Here is a 12,672-nt window from a genome sequence, read left to right as displayed (position 1 = left end):
TCTCTCATCGATCTCTCGTTCCGTCGTCCGTCTCCGCCGGTGTATCCGGGGGCAGCAGGTACGCATCTGACCCGGTGAGCGTCAACGCCAGCGAGGAGATGTACTGGGGCTGGCCGAACGGGCCGGTCTTGGTCGAAGCCAGCATATCGGGGCGCTCGAACAGGTATCCAGTGACATGACATCTCAGCTGTTGCGACGACGGGTTTCCGTCGTCGTCGAGCATCGGAGCGTGGATGCCGTCCGAGGTCCGGCGAAGGTAGAAACGACCTCGCGTGACCAGCGCCATCAGCGGGGTGACTACGGCGGCCGTCGCGATGGCCACGAGCACCGCGAAGGGCTGCAGAGCGTCGCCTAGGATTCCCGCAAAGACCGCCAAGGACAGGGTCGAGGACAGTCCCACCGAGACGAGCCCGACCGGATTCCAGTTCCACAGCATCCCGCGCCGGAACTCGGGCAGCTTCGGGGAGAGCCCCAGCAGGTGCTTGTTCACGACGATGTCGACCGAGACGGTGACCAGCCATGCCATCACGACGTTGGCGTAGAGACTCAACACCAGATACATCAGCGAGAAGACATCGAGCATCATCAGGCCGTAGGCGCCCGCCAGGTGGATGAGGACGAACACCGATCTGCCGGGGTAGCGCCGGGTGATGCGCGAGTACGCGTTCAACCATGCCAGGGACCCCGAGTACCCGTTGGTGACGTTAATCTTCACCTGTGCGGTGACGATGAGCAGCAGCGCCAGCACCAGCGCCAGCCAGTCGGGCATCAGCGCGCCATAGACGGCGAGAAACTGGAGCACCGGCTCGGCCGCGCGCGGCCCCAGATCCGGATCGATGCGCGCGAGAACATAGACGGCCAGGAACACACCCAGCACCTGCTTGATGCCGCTGATGATCACCCAGCCGGGTCCGGCCAGCAGCGTCGAGCCCCACCAGCGATGTCGATTCTCCTTCGTTCGAGCGGGCATGAACCGCAGGTAGTCCAGTTGCTCGGCCAGCTGCGGGGTGAGCGCGAAGCAGACAGCGGCCGACGCCACCACCGCACCCACGCTGACCCCTCCGCCGCCGGCACCGTCGAAGTCCAGAAAGATCTCGACCATCTCGGGCTCGATCACCACGATCCACAGCATCGGCACCAGTGCCAGCACCAGCCACAGTGGTGTGGTCCAGTTCTGGAACCGCTGCAGCGCGCGCATTCCGTAGATGACGATCGGGATGACGATCACCGTGGAGATCAGATATCCCACTGGCAGCGGGATCCCGGTGGCAGCATAGAGGCCCTGCGCCATGATCGCGCCTTCGAGAGCGAAGAAGATGCAGGTGAACCCGGCAAAGATGATCGTGGTGATGATCGACCCCTGATAGCCGAAACCAGAGCCGCGGGCGATCAGATCCACGTCCACGTTGTACCGCGCCGCGTAGTAGGCGATGGGCAGACCGATCACAAAGATCGTGACGGAGGCCACCACGATTCCTAGCATCGCGTTGACCGTTCCGTGTTCAAGGCCGATGCTGGCGCCGATGGCGAAGTCGACGAGAAAGGCGATCGACCCCAGCGCAGTGCCTCCCACCGCCACAGCGCTCCATCGGCGGAATCCGCGCGGCACGTACCGGAAGGCATAGTCCTCCAGGCTGTCGTCGGCCGCGCGGCGCGCATCAGAGGTGTCCGCCACGCGGGATTCCCCAGATCGGATTCGGCTGCACGGTTCTCAGATGGCCATGGCTTCGAGGACGTCGCTCTGCGCGCTCGCTCCGCCGTCGCCCGTCCGGGTGATCTGCCCGGAAGCCAGCACGAAGTAGCGTTCGGCCTCGCTCAGGGCGAATCCGATGTGCTGAATGGCCAGTAGGACGCTGAGTCCCTCACTGCGCGACAGCTCGACGATCGTCCGCTCGATCTCGGCGACCACCGACGGCTGGATCCCCTCCGTCGGCTCGTCCAGAATCAGCAGCTTCGGTTCGGTGATCAGCGCTCGGGCGATCGCCAGCTGTTGCCGCTGCCCACCGGACAGAAGCCCGGCCTTCTTGTGCAGGACCGCCTCCAATGCCGGAAACCGGCCGAGCGCGTCGTCAACCAACATCCTGCGCCGTGCCGCAGCCTTCTGATCGGCCACCACCTGCAGATTCTCCAGCGTGCTGAGCTGCTCGAAGGACTGCTGCCCCTGCGGAACGTACGCCATCCCCCGCGCGACGCGGGCATTCGGCGCCAGGTGGGTGATGTCCTCTCCTAGGAACCGAATGCGTCCGGAGGTAGGGCGCAACAGTCCGATGGCAGTGCGCAGCACGGTGGTCTTGCCGGCCCCGTTGTGCCCGAGCACGGCTGTGATGCCTGATTCAGAGGCGCTGATGTTCACGCCATGCAGCACGCGCGTGCGGTCATAGCCTGCTTCCACATCGGTGATCTCAAGCATGAGCGTACTCCGGTTCGTCGATGTCTTCGGTGGCGCCGAGATACACCTGCTGGACCCGTCGGTCGGCTTGCACCTCATGGATGGATCCGGCCGAGAGCACGCTGCCTTGATGCAGAACAGTCACATAGTCAGCGAAATCGCGGACAAAGTCCATGTCATGCTCGACCACCACGATCGAGCGGCCAGGGGCGATCCGGCGCAGCAGCTCTCCGGTGGCCTGTCGCTCATCAAAGCTCATGCCGGCCACAGGCTCGTCCAGCATCAGCACAGTGGCGTCCTGGACCAACAGCATTCCGATCTCCAGCCACTGCTTCTGTCCGTGAGACAGGACTCCCGCCAGCGTCCCCTGGAGGTCACGCAGCCCAGTGCTGTCCAGTGCCTCCTCGATCCGCTCGTCGACGTGTTTGCGCACCCCGAGAAGACTCAGCCATCGACGATGGAGTCCGGCGGCGATATCGAGATTCTGCAGGACCGAGAGACCCTCGAAGACGCTGGCCGTCTGGAAGGTGCGGCCGAACCCCTGACGGGCGATCTTCTGCACCGGAGTGCCGAGCACCTCACGGCCGTCGTGACGAACCGAACCGGTTGCCTTGGCGAGTCCGGTGATCGCATCGACGCAGGTCGTCTTGCCTGCCCCGTTCGGACCGATCAGGAAGTGAACTTCTCCGCGCCGGGCCTGAAACGATGCCGAGTCGACGGCGACGAAGTCCCCGAAGCGGACGCGAAGATTCTCGACGACCAGCCCCGCGGCGTCGGTGGTGTCTGCATGGATGGTGGAATTCTCCGTGGTCATGATGACCTCCTGTTTCGGTTGAAGCGGAGATAGCTGCGGTAGTTGCGGAGATAGTGCACCACCGAAGCCACGCCGCCGGGCAGCAGCGCGATGACGAGAATCAGCAGCAGCCCCTGGAAGTAGCTCCATCCAGAGGGGAAGGTCTGTGCCAAGCTGGATTCCGCCCAGGCCACGGCCAGCGCCCCGATCACCGGGCCGAACAGCGTGGCCCGACCGCCGATCGCCACACCGATGACGAAGGCGATCGAGGGCACCACCCCGATCTCGGCCGGGGAGATGATCCCGACGATCGGCACGAACAGGGCACCGGCGACGCTCGCCATCACGGCGGCGATGACGAAGGTGATGGTCTTAATCAGCGCGGGATCGTAGCCGAGGAAGCGCACCCGCTCTTCCGAGTCACGGGTTGCCACCAGGAGCTCGCCGAAGCGGCTGCGCATGATCCAGAAAGCGATCAGCACCATCACCAGCAGAACCGCCACCGCCACGTAGTAGAGCAGCCGCCGGTTGGCCGGATCGTAGAGGGAGAGCCCGAACCAGGATTGGAACCCGCTGAGCCCGTTGGATCCGTTCAGGGTCGTCTGCTGGCCCACCAGCAGCACCACGAAGGCCGCCACGAGCGCTTGGTTCAGAATCGCAAAGTAGGCGCCCTTCACCTTCCGCTTGAACACCGAGAATCCCAGTGCGAAGGCCAGCATCGCAGGAAGCAACAGAATCGCGACGAGCGTGAACAGCTCACTACGGAACGGCTCCCACCACCACGGCAGACTCGCCCCGAAGTTGCGCATGAACTGCGGCGCGTCCTCGCCGGCGAATCCGGCGTCGGCCAGCTGCATGTGCATCGCCATCACATAGGCGCCCAGTCCAAAGAACACCCCCTGCCCGAGGGTCAGCATTCCGCCTCGCCCCCAGGCCAGTCCGATGCCGACCGCGACCATGGCGTAGCAGATGAAGCGTCCCAGCTGCCCGAGCTGGAAGTCGGTCATCAGCGCCGGCGCCAGCACGGCGAGACCCAGTCCCAGCAGAATCAGGCCCACCATCGTGCCCTTCGTGCGGGGAACGCCTGGTGCGAGTCCGGCTCGACGTCGGGTGGTCACCGTGGTGCGCTGACGCTCTGGGGTGGTCGTTTCGATGGTCGCCGTCATGCCAGGCTCCTCGTTCGCACGGAGAACAGCCCCTGGGGTCGGAACTGCAGGAACGCGACGACGATCACCAGCACCAGGAACTTGGCGATGGAGGCCGTGGTCGAGTATTCGATGAAGGCCTGGAGCAGTCCCAGGCTGAAGGCCGCGATGACGGCGCCCTTGATCTTGCCGATTCCGCCAGCGACGACCACCAGGAACGCATCGACGATGTAGCTCTGCCCGATGGTCGGGCTGGTCGAGCCGATCAACGTGACCGTGACCCCAGCGATGCCTGCCAGCCCCGATCCCACGAAGAACGTCAAACGGTCAGTGCGCCGTGTGGAGATGCCGGAGGTCTCAGCCAGATCCCGGTTCAGCACGGTCGCCCGGATGCGTCGTCCCAGGCTGGTATACGCCAGCAGCGCCGACAGCCCGGCCACCACCAGGATGACCAATCCCAGAATGAAGATGCGCGACCAAGGCACGGCCGTTCCCAGGATCTCCACGCTTCCGCGCAACCAGGACGGGGTCTGCACATCGACGGCAGGAGCCCCGAAGAGGTCCCGTGCCACCTGCTGCAGTATCAGTCCGACGCCGAACGTCGCCAGCAGTGTGTCCAGCGGACGGTGGTACATGTGGCGGATCAGCGTCTGTTCGAGCACGAGCCCGAGCGCGCCGCCCACCACGAAGGCCACCGGGATGGACACCAGCAGGGAGAGACCGGCATGGCCGAGGACCCCTTGGGTGACGAAGGCGGTGTATGCGCCCACCATGATGAACTCGCCATGAGCCATGTTGATCACGCCCATCTGACCGAAGGTCAGGGACAGGCCGATCGCCGCCAAGAGGAGGATCGACCCGACGCTGAGCCCGGCGACGAGCTGAGGGAGCACGAAGTCCATCAGTCGTCCGACCCTTCATCGGCGTCGTCGCCCTCGCCGGCTTCCTCGGCGAACTCTTCGGCTTCCTCTTCGTCGGCCCAGGAGTAGGTCTCCAGGAAGGGATCGGGCTCGGTGAGCTCGCCCTCCCAGATGGTGTCGATGAGTCCGTCGGCGTTGATCCGGCCGATGCGCGGAGTCTTGGTCACATGCTGGGTCTCGCCATCGATGGTGACCGTGCCTTCGGGTGCATCGAAGGAGATGCCGTCGGCAACGTCGCGGATGTCATCGACGGCGAAGGAGTCAGCTTCCTCCACCATCGCCTTCCACAGGTACAGGCTGTTGTAGGCCGACTGCATCACATCCGAGGTCACCCGGCTGGCACCGTATTCCTCTTGGAATGCCTCGACGAAGGCTTCGTTCTCCGGAGTGTCCAGCGTCTGGTAGTAGTTCCAGCTGGTCAGCTGTCCTTCCAGGTTGCTCGCTCCGATTCCGTCCACTTCCTCCTCGGCGATCGAGACGGAGATGACCGGCATCGTTTCAGCGCTCAGGCCCAGGGAGTTGTACTGCCGGAAGAACGCGACGTTAGAATCACCGTTGAGCGTGTTGAACACGGCATCGGCACCGGATCGGGAGATCTGATTGGCGATGGTGGTGAAGTCCGTGGAGCCCAGCGGCGTGTAGTCCTCGCCGAGAATCTCGACGTCGTTCTCGTCGGCCCACTGTTTGATGATCATGTTGGCCGTCCGAGGAAAGACGTAGTCCGAGCCGACCAGATAGAGCGACTCCACTTCTTCCTCCTCCAGAAGGTAGTCCAGAGCCGGAATGATCTGCTGGTTGGTGGTGGCACCCGTGTAGAAGATGTTGTCCGACGCCTCCAGACCCTCGTACTGGGTGGGGTAGAACAGCAGCGAGTTGTTGCCTTCAAACACCGGAAGCATGGCCTGGCGCGACGCCGACGTCCAGCCGCCGAAGACGGCTGCCACGCATTCCTGCGCGATCAGCCGTTGCGACCTCTCGGCGAAGGTGGCCGGCTCCGAGGCGCCGTCCTCCTCGACGACCTCGAGCTCGTATCCGTTGACGCCTCCGGCCTCGTTGATCTCATCGGCGGCCAGATGCAGCACATCGTTGACCGTGGTCTCGCTGATCGCCATCGTGCCCGACAGGGAATTGATGAAGCCGATCTTGATGGAGTCGCCGCTGACGTCAACACAGGATTCTGACGCAGCGGACGTTTCTTCTCCCACGCGAGCGCCGCAGGCGCTGAGGGCCAGAAGGCTGGTGACAGCGGCCACGGCAGTGCCGGCGCGCAAGGCGATGTGGTGACGCTTGAGGTGATCTCCCATGAGAGGGACTCTCCGATCTCCGAAGGTGGTAGTGAAGGGACAAGCGGAGCTGTCGTCAGCGGGTGACGTTCAACCGTCCGCCTGTCTCAGCATCCTCCGGCGGCATTGCCCTGACGTTGCTCGACTATTTCAAGCGCGTTAATCGCGGGGAAGATCGCGTTACATCGTCGTGAAGTGGCAGAATCCTGTCAGCTCGTGACGCGGGCGAGCCACCTTTCTGTCTCGGGTGATGACGACCTCGGACGCACCGCGGTGATCAGGTGCTGAAGCTGTGGTTCATGACCCGGAACAGCCTCCCTGTGACGGTCGATCTCGTGCAGGGTAGTCAGCGGACGTGCCTGCACCTCGAGGAATCCGGCGTCGCGCATCAGTCGCATCGCCCCGGCCACCGTGTCTGTTTCAGCCAGGGGCAGCCCGTGGCGGACGGCTGCGTGGTAGTGCTGCGCGAAACCGCGCGTCGGGTTCTTCTCCAGTCCGGAGGGAAACCAGCTGGCGTCGGCCATCGCGAGCATTCCGCCCGGGCGCACGATCCGGTACCAGTTCGATATGGCTTCGTGGGGCCGGCACAAGGTCCACAGCAGGTACCGGCTGGTGATGACATCGATGCTGCACTCTGCGGCGTCCGGACGCACGGCATCGCCGTACTCGAATGTCGGCCTCGTCCCCTGCGGCGGCCCCAGCTCGTGCCGCGGACGCGGAATGTGTCCACGTGCCAGACGGAGCATGGACGGGGACAGATCGGTTCCGGTGACCTGATGGCCCAGATCGGCCAGCACCCAGGCTAAGAATCCGCTGCCGGTTCCGAGATCCAACACCCGAGCAGGAGGTTCAGGCAGCACGGCGCGAAACGCCTCCGCCCAGATCCTCCGGTCGTCGTCCCGACGATCGGGGTGCTGTTGGTAGCCGTGATACAGCGGAGCACGCTGATCCCAGTAGCGGGTGATGTCGTTCTGGATGGAGGAACCCGTCATGGTCTGCCCCTCGTCAGCACAAGAACCTCGCCATCCAGCTCCAGGCGTTTCACCGACACCGAATACACCGGCTCCAGATGCTCGGGTCTCGGAACGGTCCCAGCATCGGAGGTCAGGCGGCCGGAGAGCAGACGCAACAGCGTGGTCTTTCCGCTTCTGTTCGGCCCGATCAGCCCCACGACGTCCCCGGGAGCGACGTCGAGGGACACCTCCTTGAGGACCGTCCTGCGACGGTACGAGAAGCACAGCCCGTGCGCAGAGATCATTACGAGAACCTCTCCACGATGCGCTCCAGCCCTTCGACAGCGAGCGGGGTGGCTGGCTCGGTGAGGTTCATCGGCTGTGCCAGCATCTGCTCCGTTCGCACAGCGGCAATGGACTGAGCCCCGGGAAGGTCCGCCACCGCCTCGATGATCTGTTCCGGATCTCCCTGGGAGTACAGCAGAACGAGCACCTCGGGATCGCGCGCGATGAGTTCCTCGGGGCTGACCTCGAAGACGCGCTGATCGACGTCTTCGAACACGTTGGTGAAACCCGCCGCTTCCAGCTGCGGGTGCGCCATCGACCCGGTGCCGTAGGCGTAGGTGGAGCCTCCGCCAACCGTCGGGTAGAGCACGGCCGCCCGGCGAGTCTGTCCCTGTTCTCCGGCGGTAGTGGCCGCCTCCACGCGGTCTTCCAGAGCCGAGATCGCCTCTTCTGCACGGGCTTCGACATTGAAGATCTCCGCATAGACGCGCAGCTGGTCGCTCACACTGTCGAAGGACGGCGTTTCCTCGCCTCCGCTCGAACACAGGGCCGGCTCCTCGATCAACGGGATTCCGAATCGCTCGAGAGAGTCACGCTGCAGACCGTCCACCTCTCCCAGCACCAGATCGGGCTCCTGGGCGAGGACGATATCGCGGGAGATCTGCAGGTGCCCGGTCGGATCCAGCCGCTCCGAGAGCTGCGGGATGTCCTGTAGCTGGGCCACGACGTCGTCGTCATACTGCTCTTCCGGATAGGCACCGGCACGAGCCACGGCTCGGTCCAGCACGCCGAGCTCGTATAGAGCGGGAACGGAGGCGGCCTTCAGCAGCACCAACCGCTCGGGGTCCTCCTCGAACTCGACGGGCTGTCCGCAGTTGCTCACCGCGACGGGATAGTGCTCGACCGATTCCTCCGCCCCGGACCCATGACCCGCCGCCGAGGTCTCCGCGCCGTCTGAACAGCCGACCAGGCTCAGAGCCGCTGCCGTGGCAACCGCCGCTGCCCTGAGTGTGGCTCCGCGTCCGCGCTGGCCTTGAGCCGAGGTGTTCCTCGGGCGTTGGTTTCGTGTCATGTCATCGTCTTTCACGGAGTTCCGTGCGCTGAGATTTCGGTGTTCATCAGGACCGGTGGGCATGCAAGCGTCGAATCAGAATCAGCAGCAGGGGCGCGCCGAGCATCGCCGTCAGGATGCCGATGGGCAGCTCCTGTGGTGCGAGCACCGTGCGCGCCACCAGATCGGCCAGGACCATCAGCAGCGCTCCCATCAGCGCCGCGACGGGGATCACCCGACCATGGTTGACCCCGACGGCTCGTCGCGCCAGATGCGGGATGATGAGTCCGATGAATCCGATTGAACCGGACGCCGCCACGATCAAGCCGATGGTCAGCGAGATCAGCAACAGCAGCACGGTACGGGTCCGGTGCGGTGAGATCCCCAGCGACGCGGCCGTCTCATCGCCGAGCGTCAGCACATCCAGCGTGCGTCCGCGTGCGGTCAGCAGCGTCACCGTGACCACCACGACGATCCCGCAGAGCAGCAGCGGAGTCCCCCATTCCGCGAGCGCCAGCGACCCCAGGAGCCAGAACATCACCGATCGTGCGCCCTCGGCATCACCCGCGGCGAAGATGAGGAAGCTGGTCATCGCATTCAGCGCGTACCCCACGGCCACTCCGGCCAGAAGCAGACGTATCGACGTCAGCTGACCGGAAGTACGGGCCACACCATAGACCACCAGGCTGGCGGCCACGGCCCCCAGAAAGGCCATGGCCTGCAGCGGATGGTCCCCGAGGATGCCGCCGCCCCACCCCAACACGATCGCGGCGGCCGCACCCGTCGATGCCCCCGAGCTGATGCCGAGGATATAGGGCTCCGCCAGCACATTGCGCACCATCGCCTGCAAGGCTGTGCCGCAGACCGCAAGTCCGGCACCGACCGCCACGGCCAACAACACCCGCGGAAGCCGAACCTCCCACACGATCGCCTCGATCGTCGCGCTCCACGGTGGGTCCTCCGGGGGCCCGACCATCCGGGAGACGACGATGCGCAGCGCGTCTGCCGGAGTCACGGGCACGCTGCCAATCATCAGCGCTGAGACCGTGGCGGTCAGCAGGGCCACGCTCAACGCGAGAATCCACGCCAGGGTGGTGATGCGCCGACGCTGCTGGCCCAGGGAATCGGACGGCACTTCAATACTTCCTCAGCCGCAGAGGCGACTGTGCTCGGGTGCGCTGGCGCACCAGGTTGATGATCTGGTCATGCAGGGCGGAGATTTGTCGGGTACGGCAGGCCAGGGACCTGACACACCATCCCCGCATTCCGGCGAGAGCATCGCCGGCGCCGATCAGGCTCACCCCCGAAACGGTCTCCGAGGCGTCGATGAGATCGCAGACGAGAGCGAGCAGATCGTCGTCGAGCCGGGCATCGGCGATCAGCAACTGGCCGGTGTGACTGTGGCCCTCCATGATGCCGATCCCGTGCAGCGCGCCGTCCCGACCGGGAGCCAGGCGCAGATGGTCCACCAACAGCCGCCGCATGCCGCCCGGGGTCCGAACGCGCACCTCGGTGCGCAGCGACAGATCGTCGTAGGCGAACTCGGCACCCTCTGGGTCCCAGCCGGCGGTGATGATTTCGGAGAGCACCAGGGTGGCACTCGGCTCCATGTCGACGACGGTGCGCTGCCGATACGAACCGCCTCGATAGACGATGAGCTGATCGGGAACGTACTCCAGCACCGCCTCGGCGTCGAGCCGCACCCGCATGATCTGCTCGGCTGCTCCCTGGGGTGTGCGATAGACCTTGGTGGCGGACTGGGTGGTCAGCAGGGCCGAGGCCCCGGGGCCAACGGTGACATCCAGCAGGTAGCGATCGGCTCCCAGGTAGGCTCCTCCGGGATTGATCACCGTGTATGCGACCTGACCCGAGTCGTCCAGGTAGTGCGGTCGGAGCACCCGCAGCGCCCCCTCATGGAACTGCTCCGCGGCAAAACACCGTTGCCGCCCGGAACGCACCACGAGGCGCAGTCGCCCCGCCCACGCCGAGTCTGAATCGGGCTTCGTCGTCTCCACTCGCGTCGGCGTCACGTGGCCAGGTCCAGCATCAGAACCTCGTGACGGATCCAGTCCATTACCTGCCCCAGCCCTTCGTCGGTCTTCAGATTAGTGAAGGCGAACGGCTTGTTCTTGCGAAAAGACCGCGAGTCCTCTTCCATCACGGAGAGGTCTGCACCCACGTGGGGGGCGAGGTCCGTCTTGTTGATGATGAACAGGTCGGATTTGATCATCCCCTGTCCAGCTTTGCGAGGAATCTTCTCTCCCTGGGCCACGTCGATGATGTAGATGGAGAAATCCACCAGCTCCGGGCTGAAGGTGGCGGAGAGGTTGTCACCGCCGGATTCCACGAAGATGATCTGCAGGTCGTCGAAGGTCTTCTTCAGCTCGAGGATCGCCGCCTCATTCATGGACGTGTCCTCTCGGATGGCGGTGTGCGGACATCCGCCGGTCTCGATGCCCACGATGCGCTCCAGCGGGAGGACCGAGTTCTGCGCCAGAATCCGGGCGTCTTCGATGGTGTAGATGTCGTTGGTGATGGCGGCCATCGAGATCTCCTCGCTCATGGCCCGGGTCAGCCGTTCGATGAGCTGGGTCTTCCCCGATCCCACGGGGCCGCCGATGCCGATGATGACGGGTTCCATGCTGTTCTTCTCCTTCTGCTCAGCTCATGAAGAGACGAGCTCGTTGTCGTTGGTGCTGCATCTGAGCGATCTCGAGACCCGGGGCAATGGCGCCCAGATCATCGAGATCCAGCTCGCCGGACCGAGCCACAGCCCGCTCCACCCAGGGCTGGGCCTGCCGGATCACCCGTTGCCCCGCCGACTGCCCCAAGGGGATCGCCCGCACGGCGTTCTGGGTCAGCGAGATCACCGTCGCGTACAGATGTGAGGCGACCGCAGCATGGACGGGGACCGTCAGCTGCCGTGCCAGCACTGCCCAAATCGTCGCCTGGTGCCCCGAGAGTCGGCCCTCGTCAATGCCCACCCGGTAGTCCTCGACCCACGGGCCCGGGTAAGACTCCGCTCCGATGGCCAGTAGCCTCCTGCCCATGGTGATCCCGCTGTCACGGATCTGCTGCGGCAGCGCCTGCACGGTCATCAGCTCATCCAGATCCGCCACCTCGTCGAACGTGTCCGCCTGGTAGACCAGCCGAATCGCCAGGGCGTCCGCGGTGGTCAGCGACTGCGCGATGAACATCTCGAGCCACGCCCCGAAGTCGGCTTCTCCCCGGATGGTCTCGCGGTCCATGTAGGTCTCGAACCCGAGAGAATGGCTGAACGCGCCGGTCGGCAGCGCGGAATCGGACAGCTGCATCACCGCCAGCAGCACGCTGAGTTCGTCCACAGGTCTCAATGGGTGTGGGCGGCGTGCCGGAACGGTGTCGGCATCACCCGCTGCTGGCGCTCGTAGTATGCCTGATGATGATCGAGAAAGTCGCGCACCGTGTGATCGTCCTGCACCACCATGACCTCAGAGCCGTATTCGCTGTCCGCGCCGAAGAACTGCGCTTGCAGATGCCGGTTGCCCAGGCTGTGCGCGATGAAGGCCATCTCTACGATCGACTGCGCCGAGATCACCAGCACCTCGGTCGGCAGCACCGAGACGACGATGGCGTGGCCCCGCTCCCCGGCATCGTCCAGATACAGAATGTCGCCGTCGCGCAGATCCTCAGCATCAGCGGGCAGCCTCAGCCCCAGCTCGCGGCCGTGGTCGGTCTCCAGGCGCTGGATGCGCTTAACCAGATCTGCGCTGTCCAGGGCGACCTTCTCGACGTGTCGGTCGCCGATCAGCTGGGCGCCGTCGTCGTGGCGGGTGTTGCCGAGCGTGGTGGTCACGATCATCGTGAACCTGCC

General features: G+C 64.8%; 14 protein-coding genes. All 14 read right to left on the bottom strand.

What is annotated here, in order from left to right; genetic code table 11:
• Positions 1–4 precede the first annotated feature (4 nt).
• The 14 genes from P8192_RS02805 to ureE all read right to left on the bottom strand — a co-directional run bounded on the left by P8192_RS02805 (position 5) and on the right by ureE (position 12,660).
• Entirely contained in the window at positions 5–1,675 is a 1,671-nt protein-coding gene (locus P8192_RS02805) for a purine-cytosine permease family protein (RefSeq protein WP_278158330.1), read from the bottom strand.
• Positions 1,676–1,711: 36 nt separating this feature from the next.
• On the bottom strand, positions 1,712–2,410 hold the full coding sequence (locus tag P8192_RS02800) for an ATP-binding cassette domain-containing protein (protein WP_278158329.1): 699 nt from the start codon (positions 2,408–2,410) through the stop codon (positions 1,712–1,714).
• A complete protein-coding gene (urtD, locus tag P8192_RS02795) occupies positions 2,403–3,203 on the bottom strand; it encodes an urea ABC transporter ATP-binding protein UrtD (RefSeq protein ID WP_278158327.1) in 801 nt (266 codons plus the stop codon). Before urtD ends, P8192_RS02800 begins: the two co-directional genes overlap by 8 nt.
• Entirely contained in the window at positions 3,200–4,348 is a 1,149-nt protein-coding gene (gene urtC, locus P8192_RS02790) for an urea ABC transporter permease subunit UrtC (protein WP_278158325.1), read from the bottom strand. The genes urtD and urtC overlap by 4 nt, the downstream gene beginning before the upstream one ends.
• Positions 4,345–5,229 (bottom strand): urea ABC transporter permease subunit UrtB, encoded by an 885-nt coding sequence (urtB, locus tag P8192_RS02785; protein ID WP_278158323.1) that lies wholly within the window; start codon positions 5,227–5,229, stop codon positions 4,345–4,347. The genes urtC and urtB overlap by 4 nt, the downstream gene beginning before the upstream one ends.
• The gene (urtA, locus tag P8192_RS02780; RefSeq protein ID WP_278158321.1) at positions 5,229–6,551 is read right to left on the bottom strand and encodes an urea ABC transporter substrate-binding protein; all 1,323 of its coding nucleotides are present in this window, start codon (positions 6,549–6,551) and stop codon (positions 5,229–5,231) included. The genes urtB and urtA overlap by 1 nt, the downstream gene beginning before the upstream one ends.
• A 188-nt stretch (positions 6,552–6,739) precedes the next feature.
• A complete protein-coding gene (locus tag P8192_RS02775; RefSeq protein ID WP_278158319.1) occupies positions 6,740–7,522 on the bottom strand; it encodes a class I SAM-dependent methyltransferase in 783 nt (260 codons plus the stop codon).
• Complete coding sequence (locus P8192_RS02770; RefSeq protein WP_278158317.1) at positions 7,519–7,788, bottom strand: ATP-binding cassette domain-containing protein; 270 nt, start codon at positions 7,786–7,788, stop codon at positions 7,519–7,521. Before P8192_RS02770 ends, P8192_RS02775 begins: the two co-directional genes overlap by 4 nt.
• On the bottom strand, positions 7,788–8,840 hold the full coding sequence (locus tag P8192_RS02765; RefSeq protein WP_278158316.1) for an ABC transporter substrate-binding protein: 1,053 nt from the start codon (positions 8,838–8,840) through the stop codon (positions 7,788–7,790). The genes P8192_RS02770 and P8192_RS02765 overlap by 1 nt, the downstream gene beginning before the upstream one ends.
• A gap of 46 nt (positions 8,841–8,886) precedes the next feature.
• Positions 8,887–9,954, bottom strand: coding sequence for a FecCD family ABC transporter permease (locus tag P8192_RS02760; protein ID WP_278158314.1), 1,068 nt, complete (start codon positions 9,952–9,954; stop codon positions 8,887–8,889).
• A gap of 1 nt (position 9,955) precedes the next feature.
• Complete coding sequence (locus P8192_RS02755) at positions 9,956–10,849, bottom strand: urease accessory protein UreD (RefSeq protein ID WP_278158312.1); 894 nt, start codon at positions 10,847–10,849, stop codon at positions 9,956–9,958.
• On the bottom strand, positions 10,846–11,460 hold the full coding sequence (gene ureG, locus P8192_RS02750) for an urease accessory protein UreG (protein WP_278158310.1): 615 nt from the start codon (positions 11,458–11,460) through the stop codon (positions 10,846–10,848). The genes P8192_RS02755 and ureG overlap by 4 nt, the downstream gene beginning before the upstream one ends.
• Positions 11,461–11,479: 19 nt before the next feature.
• The gene (locus P8192_RS02745) at positions 11,480–12,133 is read right to left on the bottom strand and encodes an urease accessory protein UreF (protein WP_278159711.1); all 654 of its coding nucleotides are present in this window, start codon (positions 12,131–12,133) and stop codon (positions 11,480–11,482) included.
• Positions 12,134–12,168: 35 nt separating this feature from the next.
• A complete protein-coding gene (gene ureE / locus P8192_RS02740; RefSeq protein ID WP_278158308.1) occupies positions 12,169–12,660 on the bottom strand; it encodes an urease accessory protein UreE in 492 nt (163 codons plus the stop codon).
• Positions 12,661–12,672 lie beyond the last annotated feature (12 nt).

Origin of the sequence: Citricoccus muralis (assembly GCF_029637705.1) — a bacterium.
GTDB lineage: Bacteria > Actinomycetota > Actinomycetes > Actinomycetales > Micrococcaceae > CmP2.
The sequence above is the reverse complement of the archived record's forward strand: the minus strand, read 5'-3'. Positions and strand labels throughout refer to the sequence as shown.

Coding starts and splice junctions, on each gene's coding strand:
- P8192_RS02800 (WP_278158329.1), bottom strand. CDS start 2,410: ATGCTTGAGATCACCGATGTGGAAGCAGGCTATGACCGCACGCGCGTG.
- urtD (WP_278158327.1), bottom strand. CDS start 3,203: ATGACCACGGAGAATTCCACCATCCATGCAGACACCACCGACGCCGCG.
- urtC (WP_278158325.1), bottom strand. CDS start 4,348: ATGACGGCGACCATCGAAACGACCACCCCAGAGCGTCAGCGCACCACG.
- urtB (WP_278158323.1), bottom strand. CDS start 5,229: ATGGACTTCGTGCTCCCTCAGCTCGTCGCCGGGCTCAGCGTCGGGTCG.
- urtA (WP_278158321.1), bottom strand. CDS start 6,551: ATGGGAGATCACCTCAAGCGTCACCACATCGCCTTGCGCGCCGGCACT.
- P8192_RS02775 (WP_278158319.1), bottom strand. CDS start 7,522: ATGACGGGTTCCTCCATCCAGAACGACATCACCCGCTACTGGGATCAG.
- P8192_RS02770 (WP_278158317.1), bottom strand. CDS start 7,788: ATGATCTCTGCGCACGGGCTGTGCTTCTCGTACCGTCGCAGGACGGTC.
- P8192_RS02765 (WP_278158316.1), bottom strand. CDS start 8,840: ATGACACGAAACCAACGCCCGAGGAACACCTCGGCTCAAGGCCAGCGC.
- ureG (WP_278158310.1), bottom strand. CDS start 11,460: ATGGAACCCGTCATCATCGGCATCGGCGGCCCCGTGGGATCGGGGAAG.
- P8192_RS02745 (WP_278159711.1), bottom strand. CDS start 12,133: ATGCAGCTGTCCGATTCCGCGCTGCCGACCGGCGCGTTCAGCCATTCT.
- ureE (WP_278158308.1), bottom strand. CDS start 12,660: ATGATCGTGACCACCACGCTCGGCAACACCCGCCACGACGACGGCGCC.